The organism is Janthinobacterium sp. GW821-FHT03C10, assembly GCF_059420865.1.
Genome location: NZ_JBWKUN010000001.1, coordinates 902,766 through 927,150 on the forward strand (window position 1 = coordinate 902,766; position 24,385 = coordinate 927,150).

The 24,385-nt window shown below is 64.6% G+C and carries 24 protein-coding genes; 9 read left to right on the top strand and 15 right to left on the bottom strand.

From position 1 onward, the window contains the following. Positions 1 to 33: 33 nt before the first annotated feature. The 7 genes from AC07VH_RS03825 to ppc all read right to left on the bottom strand — a co-directional run bounded on the left by AC07VH_RS03825 (position 34) and on the right by ppc (position 8,180). On the bottom strand, positions 34 to 516 hold the full coding sequence (locus AC07VH_RS03825; RefSeq protein ID WP_494786835.1) for a DUF3617 domain-containing protein: 483 nt from the start codon (positions 514 to 516) through the stop codon (positions 34 to 36). A 61-nt stretch (positions 517 to 577) separates the two neighbouring features. Continuing rightward, the gene (locus AC07VH_RS03830) at positions 578 to 751 is read right to left on the bottom strand and encodes a hypothetical protein (RefSeq protein WP_494786836.1); all 174 of its coding nucleotides are present in this window, start codon (positions 749 to 751) and stop codon (positions 578 to 580) included. Positions 752 to 923: 172 nt separating this feature from the next. Next, positions 924 to 1,832, bottom strand: a complete 909-nt coding sequence (locus AC07VH_RS03835) for a heparin lyase I family protein (protein ID WP_494786837.1) — start codon at positions 1,830 to 1,832, stop codon at positions 924 to 926. Between the two features lie 25 nt (positions 1,833 to 1,857). Further along, on the bottom strand, positions 1,858 to 2,655 hold the full coding sequence (locus AC07VH_RS03840; RefSeq protein ID WP_494786838.1) for a heparin lyase I family protein: 798 nt from the start codon (positions 2,653 to 2,655) through the stop codon (positions 1,858 to 1,860). Positions 2,656 to 2,819: 164 nt separating this feature from the next. Continuing rightward, entirely contained in the window at positions 2,820 to 4,280 is a 1,461-nt protein-coding gene (gene pyk / locus AC07VH_RS03845) for a pyruvate kinase (protein ID WP_494786839.1), read from the bottom strand. A 91-nt stretch (positions 4,281 to 4,371) separates the two neighbouring features. Beyond that, positions 4,372 to 5,382 (bottom strand): type I glyceraldehyde-3-phosphate dehydrogenase, encoded by a 1,011-nt coding sequence (gap, locus tag AC07VH_RS03850; RefSeq protein ID WP_475414960.1) that lies wholly within the window; start codon positions 5,380 to 5,382, stop codon positions 4,372 to 4,374. 32 nt (positions 5,383 to 5,414) lie between these two features. Then, positions 5,415 to 8,180, bottom strand: a complete 2,766-nt coding sequence (gene ppc, locus AC07VH_RS03855) for a phosphoenolpyruvate carboxylase (RefSeq protein WP_494786840.1) — start codon at positions 8,178 to 8,180, stop codon at positions 5,415 to 5,417. A gap of 343 nt (positions 8,181 to 8,523) precedes the next feature. Between ppc and AC07VH_RS03860 the strand changes: the two genes are divergently transcribed. Continuing rightward, on the top strand, positions 8,524 to 8,979 hold the full coding sequence (locus AC07VH_RS03860; protein ID WP_494786841.1) for an RrF2 family transcriptional regulator: 456 nt from the start codon (positions 8,524 to 8,526) through the stop codon (positions 8,977 to 8,979). Positions 8,980 to 9,053: 74 nt separating this feature from the next. Here AC07VH_RS03860 and AC07VH_RS03865 read toward each other — a convergent pair whose 3' ends face one another. The 4 genes from AC07VH_RS03865 to AC07VH_RS03880 form a co-directional block, all read right to left on the bottom strand. After that, a complete protein-coding gene (locus tag AC07VH_RS03865) occupies positions 9,054 to 10,736 on the bottom strand; it encodes a cation acetate symporter (RefSeq protein WP_494786842.1) in 1,683 nt (560 codons plus the stop codon). Then, on the bottom strand, positions 10,733 to 11,041 hold the full coding sequence (locus tag AC07VH_RS03870; protein WP_086139238.1) for a DUF485 domain-containing protein: 309 nt from the start codon (positions 11,039 to 11,041) through the stop codon (positions 10,733 to 10,735). The genes AC07VH_RS03865 and AC07VH_RS03870 overlap by 4 nt, the downstream gene beginning before the upstream one ends. A gap of 129 nt (positions 11,042 to 11,170) precedes the next feature. Next, entirely contained in the window at positions 11,171 to 12,352 is a 1,182-nt protein-coding gene (hmpA, locus tag AC07VH_RS03875; protein ID WP_494786843.1) for an NO-inducible flavohemoprotein, read from the bottom strand. 31 nt (positions 12,353 to 12,383) lie between these two features. Beyond that, positions 12,384 to 12,797, bottom strand: a complete 414-nt coding sequence (locus AC07VH_RS03880; protein WP_475414955.1) for a hemerythrin domain-containing protein — start codon at positions 12,795 to 12,797, stop codon at positions 12,384 to 12,386. Between the two features lie 239 nt (positions 12,798 to 13,036). On the opposite strand from AC07VH_RS03880, the gene AC07VH_RS03885 reads away from it, so the two are divergent. The 7 genes from AC07VH_RS03885 (at position 13,037) to AC07VH_RS03915 (ending at position 20,362) form a co-directional block, all read left to right on the top strand. Next, complete coding sequence (locus AC07VH_RS03885; protein ID WP_475414954.1) at positions 13,037 to 13,915, top strand: STAS domain-containing protein; 879 nt, start codon at positions 13,037 to 13,039, stop codon at positions 13,913 to 13,915. Positions 13,916 to 13,922: 7 nt separating this feature from the next. Next, positions 13,923 to 14,279, top strand: a complete 357-nt coding sequence (locus AC07VH_RS03890; RefSeq protein WP_489627111.1) for an STAS domain-containing protein — start codon at positions 13,923 to 13,925, stop codon at positions 14,277 to 14,279. 10 nt (positions 14,280 to 14,289) lie between these two features. After that, complete coding sequence (locus tag AC07VH_RS03895) at positions 14,290 to 14,727, top strand: ATP-binding protein (protein WP_305059390.1); 438 nt, start codon at positions 14,290 to 14,292, stop codon at positions 14,725 to 14,727. Then, entirely contained in the window at positions 14,724 to 15,809 is a 1,086-nt protein-coding gene (locus AC07VH_RS03900; protein ID WP_494786844.1) for an ATP-binding SpoIIE family protein phosphatase, read from the top strand. Before AC07VH_RS03895 ends, AC07VH_RS03900 begins: the two co-directional genes overlap by 4 nt. Then, positions 15,806 to 17,629, top strand: coding sequence for an ATP-binding protein (locus AC07VH_RS03905; RefSeq protein ID WP_494786845.1), 1,824 nt, complete (start codon positions 15,806 to 15,808; stop codon positions 17,627 to 17,629). The genes AC07VH_RS03900 and AC07VH_RS03905 overlap by 4 nt, the downstream gene beginning before the upstream one ends. Further along, on the top strand, positions 17,616 to 19,133 hold the full coding sequence (locus AC07VH_RS03910) for an ATP-binding response regulator (protein WP_494786846.1): 1,518 nt from the start codon (positions 17,616 to 17,618) through the stop codon (positions 19,131 to 19,133). Before AC07VH_RS03905 ends, AC07VH_RS03910 begins: the two co-directional genes overlap by 14 nt. A gap of 107 nt (positions 19,134 to 19,240) precedes the next feature. Continuing rightward, positions 19,241 to 20,362: a metallophosphoesterase gene (locus tag AC07VH_RS03915; protein ID WP_494786847.1), complete on the top strand. Its 1,122-nt coding sequence runs from the start codon at positions 19,241 to 19,243 to the stop codon at positions 20,360 to 20,362. Between the two features lie 3 nt (positions 20,363 to 20,365). On the opposite strand, the gene AC07VH_RS03920 is transcribed toward AC07VH_RS03915, so the two are convergent. Together AC07VH_RS03920 and AC07VH_RS03925 are read right to left on the bottom strand one after the other, a co-directional pair. After that, positions 20,366 to 21,118, bottom strand: coding sequence for a DUF4303 domain-containing protein (locus tag AC07VH_RS03920; protein WP_494786848.1), 753 nt, complete (start codon positions 21,116 to 21,118; stop codon positions 20,366 to 20,368). A gap of 16 nt (positions 21,119 to 21,134) precedes the next feature. After that, positions 21,135 to 22,058, bottom strand: a complete 924-nt coding sequence (locus AC07VH_RS03925; protein ID WP_489627105.1) for a LysR family transcriptional regulator — start codon at positions 22,056 to 22,058, stop codon at positions 21,135 to 21,137. 123 nt (positions 22,059 to 22,181) lie between these two features. Between AC07VH_RS03925 and AC07VH_RS03930 the strand changes: the two genes are divergently transcribed. Beyond that, positions 22,182 to 22,943 (top strand): SDR family oxidoreductase, encoded by a 762-nt coding sequence (locus AC07VH_RS03930; RefSeq protein ID WP_494786849.1) that lies wholly within the window; start codon positions 22,182 to 22,184, stop codon positions 22,941 to 22,943. On the opposite strand, the gene AC07VH_RS03935 is transcribed toward AC07VH_RS03930, so the two are convergent. Beyond that, positions 22,871 to 23,860, bottom strand: coding sequence for an NAD(P)/FAD-dependent oxidoreductase (locus AC07VH_RS03935; protein ID WP_494786850.1), 990 nt, complete (start codon positions 23,858 to 23,860; stop codon positions 22,871 to 22,873). The two genes, AC07VH_RS03930 and AC07VH_RS03935, sit on opposite strands and share 73 nt — an antisense overlap. After that, positions 23,847 to 24,299: an RrF2 family transcriptional regulator gene (locus AC07VH_RS03940; RefSeq protein ID WP_494787114.1), complete on the bottom strand. Its 453-nt coding sequence runs from the start codon at positions 24,297 to 24,299 to the stop codon at positions 23,847 to 23,849. Before AC07VH_RS03940 ends, AC07VH_RS03935 begins: the two co-directional genes overlap by 14 nt. Between the last annotated feature and the right edge of the window lie 86 nt (positions 24,300 to 24,385).

Consider the following 24,385-nt stretch of genomic DNA (forward strand, 5'->3'; position numbering starts at 1 on the left):
TGGAAACCGTTGTTTCAGCGCGCTTGCCGGCTCTTAGCGCTTGATATACAAGCTCTTCATGACCATGCCGCCGCGCATTTTCTTCGCGCCCGGCGCCAGCCCGGCGGGACAGGCACCGAGGAACTCGCCCGCCAGTTCCGTGCGCTGCACCTCGGTCTTGCCGTTCAGTTCGATGGTGGTGTCGGCGGTCAACGTATACGCCTTGGCCAGGTCGCCCTTGAAACTGCCCGCCAGCCTGGCGCCCGGACAGCTGGACTGGAAGGTATAGCTGTCGCCCTCGCGGCTTTGCGACGCGATCTGGCATTCCTGCTCGAAATCGCTCCACAAGTCGTCGTCGATCAGGCGGTCGCGTGGCTGGTCCACGCAGATTTCCCAGGAAAATGGCGAAGTGGCGGGCGTCACCTTCCACAGCCCCGTGGCGCGCTGCAAGCGCTGCACCGGCTCCGCCGCCGAGGCGGACGCGGCTGCGCACAGGGGAAGGATCATCATCAGGAACAGGGTCGCGCTGCGTTTCATGGGCATTCCATTTCGCTAAAAGTCTGAATATAGCAAAGAGGAACGCGCACAGGCCGCACACTTAGCCGTGCATCCCGGGCCTGGCGGCCAATACGAAGGGAATGGCAAACGGCCCCAGGAGCACCACCAGGATGGCCCTGACAGCCGTAGTTTTCAAGGGGCGGCGTTTGGCAATGAAGAGGCAAACGAAAGCCGACAGCGACCAGATCAAGGCAGGCAGGTATTCAGTCATCATGCACTCCGGGTGCGCCTTGCAAGGCAGGAGAACCATGCTGACACGGAAACGCGGGCATCGCAATGGCAGATTGGGCATCTGCAAGGCAATGCGCCGCTGAGCACGATTTTTTCAGCAATTCTTAAGACTGAGGCTCATAGCACTGACGACAGTGGTGAAGCTGTCGCCTTGACTACGTTGCCGGCGGCACGGGGCATGGCGTCTGACCGGCCATTTGCGCATAGGTACTGGCGGCGCCGCCCAGATGGATGAAATCCGTGTACAGGACACGCTTGCCGTGCAGCGTGTCCTGAAATCCGCCCAGGTAGGCGCCCGTCTTCGGATAATTGCCGCGCAACGGCAAGTCCACATTCATATAGTGGGTCGGGAAATTGCTTCCCTCATACACCAACTTGCCATTGAGCCACAGGCGCGATGCGCCCGTGCCTGAGGCATGCTGCCAATCCGCATCGAGTACCACGCAATACCATTTCTCACGTTCAATTTTCCCCAGCACCAACCGTTGATGCATCGTGTTGTTCGGGGTCGCATCGGGCACCATCACACCGTCCTTCAGCGTGTAGGTGTCGCGGTGATTGGCCCGCGTCTCCAGCACCAGGTCGGGGCCGTCGGCGATGATCGAGAACGGCGGCGACGTCACGACGATGCCCCTGGAGCTGTGCACCTGGAAGACGACGATCCAGCCATCCTTGCCCGTCAAGTCCCAGTCGGCAGGAAAATACACGCCGCCCGCATACCACCGGCGCCCCTGGGGCATGCGCTCATACGATGGCGTTACCTCTGTGCGCTTGCCATAATCGTCGGGATCGCTGGCATTGACCGTCATGCGAAATACCTTGCGCATCTCGACGCCTTGCGTCACGGCGGGATCGCCCACCAATTCCACGCCGGCAGGATTGCCGGCGCTGATGCCATACAGCCAGCTGAAATAGCGTGTCGTCACATTGTCGAAACTGGCTGGCCTGGGCAAGCTGGTCGGCGCCATGGTGGTCACGGGTCCGCCGATGCTGTTGACGACCTGCGCGTGCAGCGGCGTGGCGGCCAGCAATGCCAGCATGGCGGTGGCGATACATGAGCGCATGGGATACCTTTGCTTCAGGGATTGCTCAAGGCGCCGCATGGCAAGGCGTCTTTTGCGTCAAGTCATTGAGTGATGCGGCGGCATCGCCCACCCATATAAAGTCGGCATACATCACGCGATGGCCGGGTGCCGCCCCCTCGGCTACGCTCAAGCCCACGCGCGGCACGTGCAGCGCGCCCGCATAGCTGTTGTGGCTTAAGCGGGCAAAGAAAGTTTCCTTCGCACTGCCATTCATGTACACCCGCAATTCACCGGTGCCGGCCACCGCAGACCAGTCAGCACGCACCACCATGCAATGCCAGCTGCCCAGAGTTGCCGGCCCAGCCAGCACCGTGCGGCGCGCAGAATTGGCGGGCGTGATATCGCTCGTCCGATGATTGAAATTCATGTTCAGCGTCAGCTGGTCGCCACGTATCTGCAGTGCAAGCGGCGGCGCCAATGCACCTGCCCCGCTGCCGTTGTCGACCTGGGCCACGGTGACGGGCGCGCTGGTGGCAATCCAGTCGACCGGCAGGAAGATGCTCATGGCATACCAGCGCCGGGGCGATTGCACGGGATGCTGTTCGTTCAACAGGTAGGCATCGCTGTGCGGCGTGGCGTCCGTGCTGTACCAGTCCGCGCGCACCACGGGCCGCGTAACGCCGCCCAGCGTCGCCGTCGTCACCTGGACACGCTGCTGCGCATGCTGGCGCACGCCATAGTAATCAGTGAAATGCTGTGCGATGTCCGCCGCCGGGGTGGCAGGAAAGACGGCCGCCCCGGCATGCGCCGGCAAGCCCGCAACGGTCAACAAGGAGATGGCGGCAAGACGGAATAACTGCATGCAAAGCCTTTATGGATGGGCTATCGAAAACACGATGCATGCAATTGTATTTAAATCTATTAATTTTTACAATTAATAAATATATTTTTTATAATTGCTGGATATAAGGGGCAGAGCAGGATGAGGCCGGGTCCGCCAGGCGGGAACCGGCACCAGTGGACGATTTAGTGCTGACCGATCTTCATGATCTTCAGCGCATTCGTGCCGCCCACCTTGCCCATCGGTTCGCCCCAGGTCAGCACGACGGTGTCGCCCTTGGCCACGACTTTATGTTCCAGCAGCAAATCTTCCGCCTGCTGCAAGACCTTGTCGCGGTCGGTGCCGGACGTCAGTTCCAGGGTGCTGACGTTGCGGTACAGGGCCAGCTTGCGGCGCGTGCCCACGCTCGGGGTCAGCGCGACGATGGGGATGTCGATGTTGCAACGGCTCATCCACAGGGCCGTGGAGCCCGATTCCGTCAGCGTGGCAATGGCTTTCACGCGCAGGTGGTGGGCTGTAAACAGCGCGCCGTAGGCGATCGACTGGTCGATGCGCGAGAACGTGGAGTTGAGGAAATCGGCATCCAGCTTGCAGGTATCCCACTTTTCCGCATCCAGACAGATGGCGGCCATGGCTTCCACCGTTTCGATCGGGTAGCGGCCCGAGGCCGTTTCCGCCGACGTCATGACGGCGTCCGTGCCGTCGAGCACGGCATTCGCCACGTCGGACACTTCCGCGCGGGTCGGCACGGCATTGACGATCATCGACTCCATCATCTGCGTGGCCGTGATGGCCAGCTTGTTCGACGCGCGCGCCATCTTGATCATGCGCTTTTGCAAGGCCGGCACGGCCGCATTGCCCACTTCCACGGCCAGGTCGCCACGGGCCACCATGATGCCGTCGGAGGCGTCGAGGATTTCCTGCAGCGCGGGAATGGCTTCCGCCCGTTCGATCTTGGCGATCATCATCGGCTTGTGGTCCCACGCTTCGCCGGCGATATTGGCCAGCTGGCGCGCCATGACCATGTCCGTGGCGTTTTTCGGGAACGAGACGGCCACGTAATCGGCCTGGAAGCTCATCGCCGTTTTCACGTCTTCCATGTCTTTCGCCGTCAGGGCTGGCGCGGACAAGCCGCCGCCCTGGCGGTTGATGCCCTTATTGTTCGACAATTCGCCGCCGATTTTCACCGTCGTGTGGATTTCGCTGCCGACGACCTTGTCCACCGTCAAGACGATGAGGCCGTCGTTGAGCAGCAGCACGTCGGCAGCGCGCAAGTCGCGCGGCAATTCCTTGTAGTCGAGGCCGCAGCGCTCGATATTGCCCAGCTCGCCGTTTTCGCCCCATTTCGCGTCGAGGATGAACTTGGCGCCGTTTTCCAGGAAAATCTTGCCTTCTTCAAACTTGCCAACGCGGATTTTCGGGCCTTGCAAGTCGGCCATGATGGCCACTTCGCGGCCGCACAGGGCTGCCGCTTCGCGCACCATGCGGGCGCGGTCGATATGGTCTTGCGCCTTGCCATGCGAGAAGTTCAGGCGCACGACATCGACGCCGGCCTTGAACATGCGGACCAGGGTATCGATATCGTTCGAAGCGGGGCCGATGGTGGAAACGATCTTGGTGGCGCGTTGCTGTACTTGCATGGTCATGGTGTGCTGCTTTCTATAAAGTTCGTGCTGCTGCAAGGGCCGGCCTTGTGGGCCGGCCGTCCTGGTGCGCTGGATCAGCGCTGGTTCTTTCTTACTTGGCCGCCATCAGGGCGACCGTGGTGTCGAGCATGCGGTTCGAGAAGCCCCACTCGTTGTCGTACCACGACGACACTTTCACGAGGCGGCCCGAGACCTTGGTCAGGGTCGCATCGAAGTTCGACGAGGCCGGGTTGTGGTTGAAATCGATGGAAACGAGCGGTTCCGTCTGGTATGTGAGAATGCCTTTCAGCGCGCCTTCCGACGCCGTTTTCAGCAAGGCATTGACTTCCTCGACGCTGGTGTCGCGCTTGGCGATGAAGGACAGGTCGACCAGCGACACGTTGATCGTCGGCACGCGCACGGCGAAACCATCGAGCTTGCCATTCAGTTCCGGCAAGACCAGGCCGACAGCCGCGGCCGCGCCCGTCTTGGTGGGGATCATCGAATGCGTGGCCGAACGGGCGCGGCGCAAGTCTTCATGCATCACGTCGGACAAGACCTGGTCGTTCGTGTAGGCATGCACGGTGGTCATCAGGCCCGATTCGATGCCGATGGCGTCGTTCAGGGGCTTGACTAAGGGTGCGAGGCAATTCGTCGTGCACGAGGCATTCGAGATGACCGTGTCCGTGGCTTTCAGCACGTGCTGGTTGACGCCGAACACGATGGTGGCGTCCACGTCCTTGCCGCCCGGCGCGGAAATGATGACTTTCTTCGCCCCGCCCTTTAAATGGGCCGAGGCTTTTTCCTTGGTGGTGAAGAAACCTGTGCATTCGAGCACCACGTCAACGCCCAACTCTCCCCATGGAATCAGGGCCGGGTCGCGCTGCGCGAAGACGCGGATGCGGTCGCCGTTGACGAGCATGTTCTCGCCATCGATGGTGACGACGCCGGGAAACTTGCCGTGCACCGTGTCGTAGCGCGTCAGATGCGCATTCGACTTGGCGTCGCCCAGGTCGTTGATGGCGACGATCTCGATATCCTGCTGCTTGCCGCCTTCATAAAACGCGCGCAAGACATTGCGGCCGATGCGGCCATAGCCATTGATGGCAACTTTGATGGTCATGCTGTCTCCTTGATCTTGTTTGAATGAATCAATTAACCGCTATTGCGAAGTCCTGCGGCGATGCCGTTGATCGACAAATGAATGCCCGTGCGCGCCGCCGCATCCTGCTTGCCCTCGCGGAAGCGTTTCAACAGCTCCACCTGCACGTGGTTGAGCGGATCGATGTACGGGAAACGGTTGCGTATCGAGCGCTGCATCAGCGGATTGGCTTGCTGCAACTCTTCCTGGCCCGTGATCAGCTTCAAGGCGGCCAAGGTGGCTGCGTATTCGGCGCGGATGCGCGTAAAGATGGCGTCGCGCAAGGCCTTGTCCTTGACGAGTTCCGCATACTTGCCGGCGATGGCGATGTCGCTCTTGGCCAGGACCATATCCATGTTCGACAGCAAGGACGTGAAGAAGGGCCAATCCGTGTACATGCCGCGCAGCACGTCGGCCCCATCGGCGGGATGGGCGGCCAGGTAGGCTTGCACGGCGGAACCGAAACCGAACCAGCCAGGCAGCATCAAGCGGCATTGGGCCCAGCTCAAGACCCAGGGAATGGCGCGCAGATCCTCGATCGAGGTCGATTTCTTGCGCGAGGCGGGACGGCTGCCGATATTCAGCGCGGCAATTTCCGCGATCACCGTCGATTCCCAGAAATACTGTTCGAAGCCGTCCGTGCCGTAGACGAGGTCGCGGTAAGCGTTCAGGGCCGTGCCGGACAGTTCTTCCATGGCGGCCAAATGGCCCGCGCCGGCCGACGCCTTCGGCTGCAGCTGCGCCTGCGGCAGCAGGGTCGACTGGATGGTGGCGGCCACCAGCACTTCCAGGTTGCGGCGCCCTACTTCCGGGTTCGCATACTTGGCCGTGATGACTTCGCCCTGCTCCGTCAGCCGGATCTGTCCCTGCACGGCGCCGGCAGGCTGGGCCAGGATGGCTTCGTAGCTGGGTCCGCCGCCGCGGCCCACGGAACCGCCGCGGCCGTGGAACAAACGCAGCTTGATCCGGTATTCCTTGAACACGGTCACCAGCTCGATCTCGGCCTTGTAGAGTTCCCAGCCGGAGGTCAGAAAGCCGCCGTCCTTGTTGCTGTCGGAATAGCCGAGCATGACTTCCTGCTGGTCCGCGCGCGACGCGAGCAAGCCCCGGTAGAACGGCAAGCCGAAGGCGCGCGCCATGATGGCGGGGCCGGCGCGCAAATCGTCGATCGTTTCGAACAGGGGAATGATGTTGACGTCCACTTCGCGGCGGTCCTGGCGCAGCAGACCCACTTCCTTCAGCAACAAGGCCACTTCCAGCAAGTCCGACACGCTGGCCGCCTTCGAGATGATGCAGTTCGGCACCGATTCCTTGCCGTATTTGACGTGGGCTGCGCGCACGGCGCGGAAGATGTCGAGTTCGGACGTCGTTTCTTCCGAGTACTGTGCATACGGCGACGCCAGCAGGCGCGGCGATTCCAGCTCGGCCAGCAGCAAGCTGATGCGCTGCTCTTCATCGAGGTCCAGGTAGACCAGGCCCGGCTGGGCGCCGGCGAACAGTTCGCCCACGACGCGCTCGTGCACGTCGGAATTCTGGCGCAAGTCCAGCGGCGCCAGCGAAAAGCCGAAGACCTTGACGGCGCGGCGCAGCTGGCGCAGCCGGCCCCGCGCCAGTACGCGCAAGCCATTGCTGACAAGCGAATGCTGGACCACGTCCAGGTCGGCCAGCAGCTCGGCGGCGGCCGCGTAAGGCTGCACGCCGTCGGCTTGCTTGCCCGCATTGCTACCCTTGTTGGAGAGCACCACGCGCGTGGCATCGAGGCGCGCGTGGATGCCATGCAGGGCGCGGCGGTACGGCTCGTCGACGCGGTGCGGCGACGCGTCGGCCGAACGCTCGGCCAGCGCGCGCAGCGGCTCGCTGCAGGCATTGAGGATTTGCGCCAGCGACAGTTGCGAAGCGAGCTTGCGCAATTCGCCGAGGTAAAAATCGAGCACCTTGTCCGCCTGCGTCTGCAGGGTGCTGCGCAGGATGTCGGCCGTGACGAAGGGATTACCGTCGCGGTCGCCGCCTATCCAGCTGCCGACCTTCATAAAATTGGGCAATTCCGCATCTTCCCAGCGGGCATCGCGCTGGGCCAGCATCGTTTCCAGCGAGGAATACAATTTCGGCAGTTCGCGCAAGATCGTGTGGTCGTAGAACGACAGGCCATTGGCCACTTCATCCATGACGGACAGCTTGCTCGTGCGCAACAAACGCGTTTGCCACAGGGTGACGATGCCGCGGCCCAGAGCTTCTTCGTTCTGCTCCGCCTCTTCCGGCGTCATTTGCACGCGGTCGCGCTCGCTCAACAGGCGCGCGATGGCCATCTGGCAATTCTGGATGCTCTTGCGCTGCACTTCCGTCGGATGGGCCGTGAACACGGGGCTGACAAACGCATCTTCAAAGAAAGTTTCCAGCGCATCGGCCTTGCCCGCGTCAAACACATTGCCGACGGCATGGCTGAGACTGCCCTGGCGCGGCGGCGAACCGGCGATCAAGTGGGCGCGCGTGCGGCGGATGTGGTGTTGATCTTCCGCAATGTTGGCCAGCAGCGAGAAATAGCTGAAAGCGCGCGTCAATTGCGTGGTTTCTTCCTGCGACAGCGCTTGCAGCGCATCGGACAGCTGCGCGCGCGCTGCTTCATCATTGTCGCGGCGGAAACGGATGGCCAACTGGCGCACATGTTCGATGCGCTCGAAGGCGGGGTCGCCCAGATGGTTGCGGATGGCGTCGCCCAGCAGACGGCCCAGCTGGCGGATATCGCTGCTCAGCAGCTCGTCTTTCACTTCATTCATTTGCATGGTATTCATTTCCTGGGGCGGCCACGGCGGCACCGCACAGATTGCGTAGTACGCGCTCCCCGGCCCGGGAAACGCCCATCATCCGATTTTTGTAGTAAATTTACCTTATTGCTTCACCATCCTCTTGATTTTCATCAATAAAATCCATGCCCAAAGGGCTCGGCAGGGGCTTGCGAGCTGTTTGCCATGGCAACAATATGAAAATTTACTACGCATTTAGGCGAAAGGCAATCAACTTTTGTCTTTCGAGGCTGAAAAGTGACGGCGCAACACACAGGGCCCGCGCTCTCCTGTATGCTGCGGATGAAACAAGGATGTAATCCACATCTTATGAACGATGCCCATGCGACTGACTGCCTATACCGACTACACCCTGCGCACCCTGATGTACCTGGGCGTGCACCGCGACCGCCTCGTCACCATCCAGGACATCGCCGACCTGCATGCGATTTCGAAAAACCACCTGATGAAGGTGGTGCACCAGCTGGGCCTGTCGGGCATCGTGGAAACCGTGCGTGGACGCAACGGCGGCCTGCGCCTGGCGCGCGACCCGGCCGAGATCAATATCGGCACGGTGGTACGCGAGACGGAAAGCGATTTCTTCATGGCCGAGTGCTTCAACAAGGAAAACAATACCTGCCCGCTGACGCCCGATTGCCTGCTGAAAGCCAAGCTGGGCCAGGCCACGGCCGCCTTCCTGGCCGTGCTCGACACGGTGACCCTGGCATCGATACTCGAAGCGGCGCCGGGCGCACCGGCGCTGGCGACCGGCGTGATTCCCCTGCGCGTGGCAAAGTAAGGGTCAAGTAAGCGCGCCAAAAACAACAATGCCCGGCGAACCGGGCATTGTTTGCTGCAGCAACTACCAAAACATCAATGCGCGCTGGCGCCTGCCGCGCCGATGCCCGTTTCCGAACGCATTTGCTGCGCTTCATAGCCTGCACGGTCGATGTGCGCGCGCGGGCTCTTGTCGAGCACCGAGAACAGCCAGATGCCGACGAAGCCCGCCGTCATCGAGAACAGCGCCGGCGAAGCGTACGGGAACAACGCTTCGCCATGACCGAGCACGTCGACCCACACGGACTTCGACACCACCGTCAGCGCCACGGCCGTGGTCAAGCCCAGGAAACCGCCGATGGTGGCGCCCCGCGTGGTGCAGTCTTTCCACAGCACCGACATGAACAGCACGGGGAAGTTGGCCGAGGCGGCAATGGCGAAGGCCAGCGAGACCATGAAGGCGATATTCTGCTTCTCGAACGCAATACCCAGCACCACGGCGATGATGCCCAGCACGATGGTCGTCACGCGCGACACCTTCAACTCGTTGGCGCCCGTGGCCTTGCCCTTCTTGATGACGGTGGCATACAGGTCGTGCGACACGGCCGACGCGCCCGACAGGGTCAAACCGGCCACGACGGCCAGGATGGTGGCGAACGCGACCGCCGACATGAAGCCGAGGAAGACGTTGCCGCCCACGGCCTTGGCCAGGTGCACGGCCGCCATGTTGTTACCGCCTAACAATTTACCGGCAGCGTCCTTGAACTCGGGATTGGTGCTCACCAGCACGATGGCGCCAAAGCCGATGATGAAGGTCAGAATGTAGAAATAGGCGATCCAGGTGGTGGCCCAGAACACGGATTTGCGCGCTTCCTTGGCGCTCGGCACCGTGAAGAAACGCATCAGGATGTGCGGCAAGCCGGCCGTGCCGAACATCAGGGCCATGCCGAAGGAAATGGCCGAGATCGGGTCCTTGATGAAGGAACCGGGGCCCATGATCGCTTCCTTGGTGGCGTGCACGTCCACCGACTTGGCGAACAGCGCTTCCGGACTGAAGTTGAATTGCGCCAGCACGGCCACGGCCATGAAGGTGGCGCCGCCCAGCAGCATCACGGCCTTGATGATCTGCACCCAGGTGGTGGCCGTCATGCCGCCGAACAGCACGTAGATCATCATCAAGGTACCGACCAGGACGACGGCGATCCAGTATTCGAGGCCGAACAGCAGCTTGATCAGCTGGCCCGCGCCCACCATCTGCGCGATCAGGTAAAACGCCACGACGACGAGAGTACCGGAGGCCGAGAAAATGCGGATCGGCGCCTGCTTGAAGCGGTAGGCGGCCACGTCGGCAAAGGTGTAGCGGCCCAGGTTGCGCAGGCGCTCGGCCATCAAAAAGGTGATGACGGGCCAGCCGACGAGAAAACCGATGGCATAGATCAGACCATCGTAGCCGTTCAAAAAAACGGCGGCGGAAATGCCGAGAAACGATGCGGCCGACATATAGTCGCCCGCGATGGCCAGGCCATTCTGGAAGCCCGTGATGCCGCCGCCGGCCGTGTAGAAATCGGAAGCCGACTTGGTCTTCTTGGCCGCCCACTTGGTGACGAACAGGGTAAAGATGACGAAGACGGCGAACATGATGATGGCCGTCCAGTTGGTGGGCTGCTTGACCGCCTGGCCCAGGTCGGCGCCGGCTGCGAACGCGGCATTGCTGGCCCCCAGCAAGGCCAGCGCGCTCAGGCTGGCCACGCCGCGCAGCGCATGCTTGGCGGCGCTCATGCCTGCACCCGTGCCTGGATGGCGCTGGTCAGGTCGTCGAATTGCTTGTTGGCGCGGCGCACGTAGATGCCCGTGATGACCACGGTAAACACGATGACGAACAGGCCGATCGGCATGCCCCATGTCATCACGCCCGCGCCCGTTTTGGCGGCAAGAAATTCCTTGTCGAAGGCGATGAGCAGGATGTAGCCGTAATACACCAGCATCATCAGGCCCGTCAGAGCCCAGCCGAAGCGCGAGCGCACCTTGACCAGCTGATGGTAGCTGGGATCGCGCTTGATTTGTTGCACCAGATCGTCATGCATGTGTTGCCTCCGTTATATGTAAAAACCTGCTCTTTTATTGTCGAGCTTGCATTCACGATACGGTGCGAGGCTTACCCGCCCCTTACGGCGGCGTTTTTTTCTCGCCGGAGCAACACCAGGCCGACAAGGTCAGTTCAGCGCGGCAGCCGGTCCGAAGAATTCATGGTGCGTCTGCCGTTCCGGCACGCCCAGTTCGCGCAGGTATCGCTTGACGGCCCGCATGAACGGCTGCGGCCCCAGGAAATAGGCATCGACGTCGCGCGATTCAGGCAGCCAGTGACCGAGCCGCTCTTTATCCAGCAAGCCGACGGCGTCCGGGGCGTCTTGCTCACCTGCATGTTCCGCGTAGCAGTAATAGCGCTGCAGCTGCGGGTGCCGCGCGGCCAGTTCGTCGATCTGCGCGCGGAACGCATGCACGCCGTGGTGGCGCGCCGCGTGGATGAAATGCACGGGACGCTTGCCGCGCAGGGCCGCCGTCAGCATGGCCAGGGTCGGCGTGATGCCCACGCCGCCGCTGATCAGCACCAGCGGCTTGTCGCTCTCGGTCAGCACGAAGTCGCCCGAGGGCGGCGTCAGCTGCACCGTGTCGCCCGCCTGCACGTGGTCATGGAAGAAATTCGACACCTTGCCGCCCTCTTCGCGCTTGACGCTGATGCGGTAGGTCTGTCCATTGCTGGCGGCCGACAAGGAGTACTGGCGGCGCATGGGCACGCCGTCGACCGTGACCAGCACGCCGATGTACTGGCCTGGCGCAAAGTCGAGCACGGGCTGGCCGTCGGCGGGCGCCAGCAGGAAGGACGTGATCTCGCCGCTTTCCACCGTCTTGCCGCGCACGGTGAAGTCGCGCGCGCCGCTCCAGCCGCCCGGCGCGGCCGCTTGCGCCTTGTAGATGCGCCCTTCCTCGCCGGCCAGGATGTCGGCCAGCTGGCCGTAGGCCGCGCCCCAGGCGCCGATGACGGCGTCGCTGGCGACCTCTTCGCCCAGGACTTCGCGGATCGCCTGCAGCAGGCTGGCGCCCACCAGCGGATAGTGCTCGGCGCGGATCTGCAGGGCCACGTGCTTGTTGACGATGGTGGCCACCAGGTCGCCCAGCGCTTCCAGCTGGTCGATATGCTTGGCGTACATCAGCACGCCATTGGCCAGCGCGCGCTGCTGGTCGCCGCTGTGCTGGTGCGCCTGGTTAAAGTACGGCAGCACCTCGGGATGGTCGCGGAACAGATTCTTGTAGAAATGGCGCGTCAGCGCTTCGCCGCCCTGCTCGAGGATGGGGACGGTGGCCGTGATGATGGCGCGTTGTTCTGGGGTCAGCATGTAAAACTCCTGTATCTATTAGTAAGCGGTTTCAGGCCAGTGTTTCAACGGCCGGGTATAACTCGTGGTCTTCGCGGCGCATGCGCTGGAACAGCGCGTGCAGCACGGTATTGGCTTCGCTGCGGAAGGCTTCCGGCTCGGCGGCCAGGCGCACGGGCGTATTCCAGCGGCCGGCGAAATCGAGGTAGGCGCCGGCGATGCCGTGCATCTCGTGTTCGTACCGGCGGCCCAGCTGGGCCACCCTGGCCACGCCGGACGCCTGCGCGGCCGGATACAGGTAGCGCTGCTCGACGGCCAGGTGCAGCTTGATCAAGCCGCTCATGGCGACGATCTGTTCGGCGATGGCCTGCGCCTGCGCGGCGACACCGCCGCGCGCCAGCCGGCGCAAGTCATCGATGGCGGCCAGGATGGCCAGGTGCTGCTGTTTGAATTTGTCGATATTCATGGCGTGATTCTCTTGTTGAGTGCTGCCAGTGTAGCGGAATCCGCTTAAACATGCAAATAATCTACATCTTTAATGGTCCAGGTGAAGACGTCAATGTTTCCGGCAGGAATGTGCATCGACATGCGCCACTATGTGCGGCACAGAACACAAGCCACGGCCATGTCTGCCTATAATTTATTCATCTCAGCGCGGGCCCGTTTGCGGCCGTGCCGCACCCTCCACTCCAGCGAAGGATCAGTATGAACATCAAGACGGGCATGGGCCAGGCGCAGCAACTGGCCGGCATCATCAACGAGCACCACACGGAACTGCTGGACGGCTGGATGGCCGGCCTGATCGCCCGCCTGGTGCGGCGCGACAAGATCGCCGAAAACGAGCTGCGCCAGCAGGCATCGCAATTTTTGCCGCTGCTGGCGGGCGCGCTGGAAAGCGGCGACTCGTTCGACATTGAAGGCGGCGCCTGGGACGACACGCGCCAGCTGCTCGCCGAAATATCGCAGTCGCGCGTGCGCCAGGGCTATTCGCCGATCGACACGGCCAGCTTCATGTTCGCCCTCAAGGAACCGCTGTTCGCCTACCTGCGCAAGGCAATCACGGCGCAGCCGGAGCAGCTGGGCGACGCCATCGTCAGCACCAGCAAATTGTTCGACGAGCTGGGCCTGCTGACCATCGCCATCTACCAGAAGGCGCGCGAACAGGTGATCTTGCGCCAGCAGCAGGAATTGCTGGAACTGTCCACGCCCGTGGTGCAGCTGTGGCAAAACGTGCTGGCCCTGCCCCTGATCGGCACCCTCGACAGCGCCCGCACGCAAGTGGTGATGGAAAGCCTGCTGCAAAAGATCGTCGACACGGGCGCCCTGATCGCCATCATCGACATCACGGGCGTGCCCACCGTCGACACGCTGGTGGCGCAGCACCTGCTGAAAACCATCGCCGCGGCGCGCCTGATGGGCGCCGACTGCATCATCAGCGGCATCCGCCCGCAGATCGCGCAAACCATCGTGCACCTGGGCGTCAACCTGGAAGACGTGATGACCAAGGCCACCCTGGCCGACGCCTTCGTCGTGGCCCTGAAGCGCACGGGTTCCAGCATCACCTACCAGCAGCAACAACACTGAGGCGCCTATGGAAAGAATCCCCATTTTACGCATGGGCCGGCTGCTGCTGGTGACGATCCAGGTGGACATGCATGACCGCCTGGCGATGACCCTGCAGGACGACCTGACCTCCCGCATCGTGACGGACCGCGCCACGGGCGTGCTGATCGACATTTCCGCGCTCGACATCGTCGACTCCTTCATCGGCCGCATGATCAGCAACACGGCGGCGATGGCGAAAATCCTCGACGCCCGCACCGTCGTCGTCGGCATGCAGCCGGCCGTCGCCATCACATTGGTGGAACTGGGGCTGACCCTGGAAGGCGTGAGCACGGCGCTCAACGTGGAGCGGGGCATCAAGCTGCTGGAACGGAGCGGCGCATGACGGGGGTGCCGTGCTAGGCGCGCAGGCACAGGAGCGGGCGCAGGCCGGTGTGCAGCAGATCCTGCCCCTGCACAGCGACGAAGACGTCGTGCGCTTGCGCAAGCAGGTGCGCGACAGCATGGTCGCCATGGGTTTTGGCCTGATCGAACAGACCAAGATCATCACGGCGGCCAGCGAACTGGCGCGCAACACCCTGCGCTACGGCGGCGGCGGCGAAGCGCGCATCGCGCGCGTCTGCGATGGCGCGCGCCAGGGACTGGAACTGCGCTTTGTCGACGCGGGACCGGGCATCGACGATATACCCCTGGCGCTGACCGATGGCTACACCAGCGGCGGCGGGCTGGGACTGGGGCTGGGCGGCGCCAAGCGCCTGGCCGACGCATTTCACATCGACACGGCGCCCGGCGCGGGCACCACCGTCACCATCGCGAAATGGAAGCTGTTTTGAACCACCAGGAACCACAGCCTGACATTCTCAGGCAAAGAAGTTTTCCCATCGGCGAACCGAGCGAGATCGCCGCGGCCCGCCGCGCCGGCAACGAACTGGCGCGCCGCATCGGCTTCGACGACGTGCGCACGGGCCAGCTGGCCATCATCATCAGCGAAGCAGCCACCAACATCGTCAAGCATGCGCAGCGCGGCGAGATCCTGCTGCGCAAGGTGCTGCGCGGCGGCACCAGCGGCATCGAGGTGCTGGCCATCGACAACGGTCCCGGCATGTCCAACGTGCGCCAGCACATGCAGGACGGCCATTCCACCACGGGCACCTACGGCGTGGGACTGGGCGCGATACGCCGCCTGGGCCAGGAATTCGACCTGTACACGGCGCCCGGCAAGGGCACGGTGCTGATGGTGGTGGTCTGGGGCCAGCACGCCAGCAGCGCCATTCCCGCCCACCCGAACTGGCGCATCGGCGCCGTGTGCCTGCCGCTGGCCTCGGAACAGGTGTGCGGCGACGCCTGGAACGTCGTGTGCGAAGGCCATGAACTGAGCCTGATGGTGGCCGATGGCCTGGGCCACGGCCCGCTGGCGGCGCGCGCGTCGGAACGCGCCAGCGCCCTGCTGGAACACGACACGCCCGGTTTGCCGCCCCTGCCCGCCCCCTTCATCGAACTGGCCCACGGCGCGCTGCGCACCACGCGCGGCGCGGCGCTGGCCGTGGCGCACATCGACAGCGCGCGCCGCGAACTGCGCTATGCCGGCGTGGGCAACATTGCCGCCTGCGCCTTCGACGCGCAGCAGCGCCGGCATCTGCTGTCGCATAACGGCATCGTCGGCAGCAATCTGCGCAAGGTGCAGGAATTCTGCTATCCGTGGCAGCTGGGCACGACCCTGATCATGCACTCGGACGGCCTGCACACGCGCTGGGACCTGGAACAGTATCCTGGCCTGGCGCAATGCCACCCCAGCCTCATCGCCGCCGTGCTGTACCGCGATTTTTCGCGCGGGCGCGACGACGTCACGGTGGTGGTGCTGCGCGAACATGAGGAACATCAAGCTGTAACGGCAGAAGGGACAGGTGCGGCATGACACAACGCATATTGACGGCCCATATCGGCAGCGAACTCGATGTGGTGGGGGCGCGCCAGCGCGCGCGGCAGATCGCCGCCCTGTGCGGCTTCGGCGTGCAGGACCAGGTGCGCATCGCCACGGCCGTGTCGGAGCTGGCGCGCAACGTCTACAACTACGCGGGCAGCGGCAAGGTGCATTTCGCCATCGATGGCCAGACGGCGCCGCAGGTGCTCAGCATCCGCATCGAGGACCAGGGCCCCGGCATCGCGCAGCTGGACCGGATACTGGCCGGCACCTACCGCTCGCCCACGGGCATGGGCCTGGGCATCCTGGGCGCGCAGCGCCTGATGGACCGCTGCCATATCCACAGCGCGCCCGGCGACGGCACGCAGATCACGCTGCACAAGCTGTTCCCGCGCGACGCGCCCCTGCTCGACGGGCAAAGCATCGGCACGCTGTCCGGCAGCCTGCAGGCGCTGCCATCGGATATCACGCTGGCCGAAGTGCAGCAGCAGAACCGCGAACTCATGAGCACCCTGGCCGAACTGAAGACGCGCCAGGAAGACCTGCTGCAACTGACGCGCGAGCTGGAAGACACCAACCGGGGCGTGGTGGCGCTGTTCGCGGAACTCGATGAAAAAGCCGACCACCTGCGCCGCGCCGACCAGATGAAATCGCGCTTCCTGTCAAACATGAGCCATGAATTCCGCACGCCGCTCAGCTCCATCCGCGCCCTGTCCAAGCTGCTGCTCGACCGCATCGACGGCGAGCTGTCGGAGGAACAGGAAAAGCAGGTGCTGTTCATCCTGCAAAGCGCCGTCAGCCTGAGCGACCTGGTGAACGACCTGCTGGACCTGGCCAAGATCGAGGCGGGCAAGGTCGACGTGCATGCCAACAGCTTCCAGGTGGCCGACCTGTTCAGCGCCCTGCGCGGCATGCTGCGCCCGCTGCTGGTGTCCGATACGCTCACGCTCACCTTCATCGATCCCGATCCGGCGCTGCAGATCCATACGGATGAAGGCAAGCTGTCGCAAATCCTGCGCAACTTCATCTCCAACGCCCTCAAGTTCACCGAGGCCGGGGCCATCGTCGTCAGCGCCACGCCCTTGCCGGAGCAGGACGCCATCCGCTTTTCCGTCTCCGACACGGGCCTGGGCATCGATGCCGAGGACGTGCAGCTGATCTTCGAGGAATTCAGCCAGGTGGAAAACCACATGCAGCGCAAGGTCAAGGGCACGGGCCTGGGCCTGCCCCTGTGCCGCAACCTGGCCACCCTGCTCAATGGCACGGTGTCCGTGGAAAGCACGCCAGGCCACGGTTCGCTGTTTTCCGTCGTCCTGCCCGCCAGCTACCATGCGCCCGAGGGCAGCCTGCCGCCGAGCGCGCCCGCCAACGACAATGGCAACGACCAGCGCATCGGCGTGCTGGTGGTGGAAGACAATCCGCCCGTGCGCCTGCTGTATGAAAAATTCTTGGCCGGCAGCGAATTTCGCGTCGTCCCCGCGCGCAGCGTGCGCGAGGCGCAGGAACGCTGGGAACAGCAGCGCCCCGCCGCCGTCATCCTCGACATCCTGCTGCACGGCGAAACGGCCTGGCACTGGCTGGCCGAGCTGAAAAACGACCCGCTGCGGCGCCAGGTGCCCGTCATCGTCGCCACCGAGATCGACGACGTGCGCAAGGGCCTGGCCCTGGGCGCCGACGCCTATTACGTCAAGCCGCTGTCGCGCCAGCAATTGCTGGCGACCCTGCGCGCGCTGATCGGCAACCAACATCACCGGCAAGAGCCGGTTCCGCCGCAAGGCACAACCACCTGGGACAATGCGCATGCTACCGGATAACAACAGCGATGCTCTGATCCTGAACGTCGATGACAGCGATGGCGCACGCTACGCCAAGTCGCGCATCCTCAAACGCGCCGGCTTCAAGGTCATCGAAGCCTCGAACGGCGGCGACGCGCTGCTGCGCGCCCGCCAGGACCGCCCGAACCTGATCCTGCTCGACGTCAAGCTGCCCGACATCAACGGCCTGGAAGTGTGCCGCCAACTGAAGGGCGGCGCCGAGACGAACACCATTCTGGTGCTGCAGACGTCGGCATCGTGCATCGGCACGGCCGACAAGATCCGCGCACTCGATGGCGGCGCCGACAATTACCTGGTCGAGCCGATCGAGGCCGATGAACTGATCGCCAACGTCAAGGCGCTGCTGCGCCTGGGCCGGGTCGAGCGCGCGCTGCGCGACGTGGACCGCCGCAAGGATGAATTCCTGGCCACCCTGGCCCACGAATTGCGCAATCCGCTGGGCCCCATCCGCACGGCGCTGGCCCTGTTGTGCAAGCTCGATCCCGTCGTGCCGGCCGTGCAGGACAATGCGCGCCGCACCATCGGCCGCCACACGGACCACCTGGTGCGCCTGGTGGACGACCTGCTCGACGTGTCGCGCATTTCGCAGGGCAAGATCTCGCTGCAGTGGGAAAGCGTGAGCCTGCCCAGCGTCATCCGCAGCGCGCTGGAAACGAGTTCGCACAGCATCGAGGCGCGCGGCCATGCGCTCGACGTGCATCTGCCCAAGGAAGAACTGTGGGTCTGCGGCGACGCCGTGCGCCTGTCGCAGATCGTCGCCAACCTGCTGCTCAACGCGGCCAAGTTCACGGCGCCGGGCGGACGCATCGCGATTTCCGCCGCGCGCGAAGACGACAATGTGCGCATTCGCCTGAGCGACAACGGCATCGGCATCGCCGCCGCCAGCATCGACAGCATCTTCGGCCTGTTCGAGCAGAGCGGCCATTCGCCCGACCGGGTGCAGGATGGCCTGGGCATCGGCCTGTCGCTGGTGCGCACCCTGGTGACCTTGCACGGCGGCCAGGTCAGCGTGCACAGCCCCGGCGTGGGGCTGGGCAGCACCTTCGAAGTGATCCTGCCCCTCGACGCCAACGTGCCAGTGCCGGCCGCCGCGCCGGCACCCGAGGCGGCCAGCGGCGGCAGCCAGCGCATCCTCGTCGTCGACGACAACTGCGATGCGGCCGACACCCTGGCCGAGCTGCTGGAAATGTACGGCCACACGGTGCGCACGGCCTACACGGGCGCGCAAGCGACCGAGCGCACGCTGGAATTCAAGCCCGACATCGTCTTTCTCGACATCGGCCTGCCCGACATGAGCGGCTACGACGTGGCCGGCAAACTGCGTCAGCTGCCGATACCGCAGCAATTCCAGCTCGTGGCGCTGACCGGCTATGGCCAGGAACACGACCGCCAGGCGGCCCTGCAGGCCGGGTTCAACGAGCACTTCGCCAAGCCTGTCGATTTCGGCAAGCTGGCCATGCTGGGGCTGCATATCACGCCATGAGCGGGGTGGCCGGCTGCCTGTTGCCGAGGCGTCGGCTATAATCGGCGGCCGGCGATGGCGCCGCATCGCATCCGCCGCGCCGGGCACCCCACCATTGGAACCATCACATGAAAACCCGCACGCCGCTGCTGCGCATCACCATGATACTGGGCGCCCTGCATGCCCTGCTGGGCTGGCTGCTGCTGCCAGCGCTGCCCGTCGGCCTGGCCGGCTGGTTGCTGGGCGGGCTGCTCCTGCTGGCGTCGACCATGCTCATGCCGATGACCATCTTCGCCCGCGCCGTCACCAACGATGCGCGCCTGGCCGACCGTTTGAGCTGGGCCGGCTCGCTGTGCATGGGCTTTTTTTCCTCGCTGTTCGTGCTCACCGTGCTGCGCGAACTGCTGATGCTGGTTCCCGCCGCCCGCCCGCATGCGCAGGCCTCCGCCGTGGCGGCGCTCGCCCTGGCGCTGCTGGCCACCGTCCTTGGCTTCGTCAACGCCCGCCGTGTGGCGCGCGTGCGCGAAGTGACGGTGCCGATCGCCGGCCTGCCGGCCGCCCTGCAGGGTTACAGCATCGTGCAGCTGAGCGACATCCACGTGGGTGCCACCATCAAGCGCGCCTACGTGGACGCCATCGTCGCGCGCGCCAACGGCCTGCAGGCGGACCTCATCGCCATCACCGGCGACGTGGTCGACGGCACGGTGGCGCAACTGGGCAGCCATACGGCGCCGCTGGGCGAGCTTCGGGCGCGCCACGGCGTCTTCCTCGTCACGGGTAACCACGAATACTATTCGGGCGCCGCGCCGTGGGTGGCGGAATTCCGCCGCCTGGGCTTGCGCGTGCTGATGAACGAACATGCGGTGCTCGAACACGACGGCGCGCGCCTGACGCTGGCCGGCGTCACCGACTTCAATGCGGCAGCCTTCGATCCGGATCAACGCAGCGACCCGCAGGGCGCCATCGCCGGCGCGCCGGCCGATATCCCCCGCATCCTGCTGGCGCACCAGCCGCGCAGCGCGCCCGAGGCGGAAGCGGCCGGCTACGACCTGCAATTGTCGGGCCACACGCACGGGGGACAATTCTGGCCATGGAATCTGTTCGTGCCGCTGCAGCAGCCTTACGTGGCGGGCCTGCACCAGCGCGGCCGCCTGTGGATTTATGTCAGCCGCGGTACCGGTTACTGGGGTCCGCCCAAGCGCATCGGCGCGCCGGCGGAGATTACGAGATTAAGGCTGGTGGCGGCCTAGCCGCTAATCGGCCCAACTGGCCATCCACGCCTCGTAACGCGCCACCACCGCCGGCGGATTCAAACTCGCCAGCGCGCCTTCCACCGGCTCGCTGTCGCTGACCTCGAACAGCAGCACGGCTTGATCGCGCTGCGCGCCCGTGCCGAAACAGCCTTCGGTGTCGAGCTGCGCCAGCGCCGCGATGCAGGCATCGAACACGCCGGCGCGGAAGGTGGCGAATGCGACGTCGAACGGCAAGCCGCGGTGCGCCTGCAGCAGCAAGCGGTAGGCGCTGTCGAAGTAGGCGCCGCCCTCGTCAAACGCCCACTCGGCCGGGTTCCACAGCATCTCTTCGCCGTATTCCGAGGCGGCCAGCGCTTCGCGGCTGTTCGCCATGGGGCCGATGGTCATGGCGCTGTCGTCGCTCACCAGCGCGAAGGCGTCGATGTGCTGCTCGGGATGCGCACGGCGCACGGCATCGACAGCCAGGCGCGCGGCGTGCGCCACCAGGGTTTGCAGCTGCGCGAAATCGAATACGGCCGGATCGATGAGGCTCGTGCGCGCCAGCGCGTAGCCATCGGCCAGCGCCGCCTGGCACCGAGCGGCGTACGCGGCATGCGCCTCGGCTTCGCTGGCGTAGTGCGTGCGCGTCTCTGCGCCCCAGGTCATGGCCGCGCCGCTGGCCGTCCAGACGGTCGAACCGAATACGCGCGCTTCCTGGAAGTGGGCCGGCTGATCGCCGTCAAAGGTGTAAAACAGACTGTAGTTATCAGGCATGAGAATTTTTCTTTGTTTAATCGGGCCGCATCTGCGCGGCGAAATCGCGCTGGCGGAACTGCTCCAGCAAAAAGTCGACGAAGACGCGCGTCTTTGCGGGCAGCAGCTTCTTGCTCGCATAGTACACGGACAGGGGGCCGGAATCGGCATGCCAGCCGGGCAGCAGGCGGATCAACGCGCCGCTGCGCAAGTGGGGCAGCGCGTGCGGCATGGGCAGCAGCGCCACGCCGACGCCCATGATGGCTGCCTGCGCCATCGCGTCCGGGTCGTCGAAGATGGCGCGCGGCCGGCATTCGGCCACGCCTTCGCCGCCCGAGCCGTCGCGCAGTATCCAGCTGCGCAATCTGCCGCTGCCGGCCGAGCGGCGCGCCACGCCGTCGAGTTGCGCCAGGTCCGAAGGATGGGCGGGCATGCGTTTCCCTCGCATGAAGGCGGGCGACGCCGTGGCGACGACGAGGGCGTGGCCCAGTTCACGGGCCACCACGCCGGGCGTCAGCTCGATGCCGCCGCCGATGGCCACATCAAAGCCCTCGCCGATCAAGTCCACTTGCCGGTTGTCGAAATGGCAGTCGGGGATGACGCCCGGATAGCGCGCGATGAACTCGCCCAGCAAGGGCACCACGTAGCTGCGCCCGAACGACGGCGCCATGCTGATTTTCAGTATACCGGCCGGCTGGCCGCCCTCTTCCGCCACGCCGGCGATCGCCTCGCGCAAGGTGGACAGGGCGCCGGCTATCTGCTGCAGGAAGCGCTCGCCCCCTTCCGTCAGGGTCAGGCGGCGCGTGCTGCGCTGGAACAGCCGCAATCCCAGGCTCGCTTCCAGCCGCGCCACGTTCTTGCTGACGGCCGCCGGCGTCAGCCCCAGGCGGCGCGCGGCCGCCGAAAAGCTGCCCAGTTCGGCGGACAGCACAAACGATTGCAAATGATTGAGGGCGTCCATGCGCCTATTCTACCCGCTCATTTGATCGTTTTAGTTGAAAGTGATTGTAGCAATTCATGGCTAGCGCGGCAGGAATGAAGCATGGATACTGAATTCCTCGACTCCTCACACAGAAAGCCCATCATGCAAACCCAAAGCAACCATACCCAGTCACTGCAGAACAAGATCGCCTTTGTGACGGGCGGCTCGCGCGGCATCGGCGCGGCCATCGTGCGCCGCCTGGCCAGCCAGGGCGCCAATGTCGTCTTCACCTATCAAAGTTCGGCCGCCGAAGCGCAGGCGCTGGCGGCCAAGGTGGAAGCGGCCGGCGGCAAGGCGCTGGGCGTGCAGGCCGATGCGGCCGACGCCGCGGCCCTGACGGCGGCCATCGCCAAGGTGGCGGCGCAGTTTGGCCGTATCGATATCCTCGTCAACAACGCGGGCGTGTTCCTGCCCGGCGCCATCGATGATTTTTCGCTGGCGGACTTCGACAAGACGATTGCCGTCAACGTGCGCGCCGTGTTCGTGGCCATCAAGGCGGCCGTGGCGCACATGCCAACGGGCGGGCGCATCATCAACATCGGCAGCACGAATGCGCACCGCATGCCGTTCGGCGGCGCGGCCGCCTACGCGATGAGCAAATCGGCGCTGAGCGGCCTGACGCAAGGCCTGTCGCGCGATCTGGGTCCGCGCGGCATCACCATCAACAACGTGGAACCTGGCCCCGTCGCCACCGACATGAACCCGCCCACGGGCGACTTCGCCGACCTGATGCACGGCCTGATGGCACTGCCCCGCCACGGCACGGCCGATGAAATCGCCGGCATGGTGGCCTACCTGGCCAGCGACGAAGCGGCCTTCGTCACGGGCGCGGGGCTGAAGATCGACGGCGGTTTTGCCGCCTGATCCAGCCCGAACATCAGCGAACGGTGCGCCGCCACGCCCGCCATGGCGCCATCGGCCACCGCGAACGCCACGCTGCCGGCCATGCGGCCCGCGTCGCCGCAGCAAAAGACGCCGGGCACGCTGCTGGCCTTTTGCTCGTCGGTGCTCACGAACGGGCCCATGGCACCCTCTTCCAGCGCGCAGCCCAATTCGCCGGCCAGGGAACTGGCCAGGCGGGTGCGGGTGGCCACGAACAGGCCGGCCATCGCATGGCGGCTGCCGTCGGCCATGACCACGTCGGCTACGCCGTCGATCCGCGCCACGGGCGTGCGCACCAGCTTGACGCCGCGCGCGGCCAGTTGCGCCAGCTGCGCCGCATCGGGTTCGAACGCGCCATTCAGGAAGAAGGTGACCGTGCCCCAGTCGGGCAGCATCAGCGCATGGTGCATGGACAGGGGCCCCGTGGCCAGCACGCCGATGGCGCCCTGCTGCAGTTCATAGCCGTGGCAATAGGGGCAGTGAAAGACGCTGCCGCCCCAGCGCTGGGACAAGCCATCGACGGGCGGCAGCTCGTCGATCACGCCGGTGGCCAGCACCAGGCGGCGGCCGTGAACGACATTGCCGTCCGCCAGGGTCACGTCGAAGCCATCGTCATCACGGCTGGCCGCCGCCTGCACGGCCGTGCCGTCCAGCCAGGTGACGGTGGCATACGCCAGCAGCTGCGCCTTGCCCTCGGCGGCGATGGCGGCCGTCCCGCTGCCGTCCTGGGTCAGGAAACCGTGGGAATGGCTGGCGTAGCGGTTGCGGCGCTGGCCGCCGTCGATCACCAGCACGCGGCGGCGGGCGCGCGCCAGTTGCGTGGCGGCGGACAGGCCGGCGTAACTGCCGCCGACGATGATGGCGTCGAACGGAATGCCGGGCGATTCAGGAATGGGCATGCAGTGCTCCTCGATGTATGGCGTATTCTTGGCTGAAACGGTCGGCCAGGTCGGCCAGGGTGACGGCGCCGAAGCGCCGGATCAGCAGCGCCTCGGCTTCGTCGAAGGCGCCGGCCAGCGACTGGTTGACCACCTGCTCCACCAGACAGCCCGGCTGGTCGACGCGGTTGCCCATGGCGAAGATGGTGGGCGAACCGACGGCCACGTAGATGTCTTGCAGGGTCACGCGGTGCAGATCGCAGACGATGCGCCAGCCGCCGCCATGGCCCTTGACCGAGGCCACGTAGCCGCGTTCGCGCAAGCCGGCCATCACGCGCCGCACCAGCACGGGGTTGGTGTCCAGGCAGCCGGAGAGTTCCCCGGACGTCATCGGGCGTCCCGCGTGGGCCATGTGCAGCAGCACATGGAGGATCGATGATAGTTTGCTGTCGCGTCTCATGTAACTCATGATAGTACATAATTTCCGCATATGCAAACGAGTTGCAATTGAGGGGCAAAAAAAAGGGCCAGACTTTCCAGTCTGGC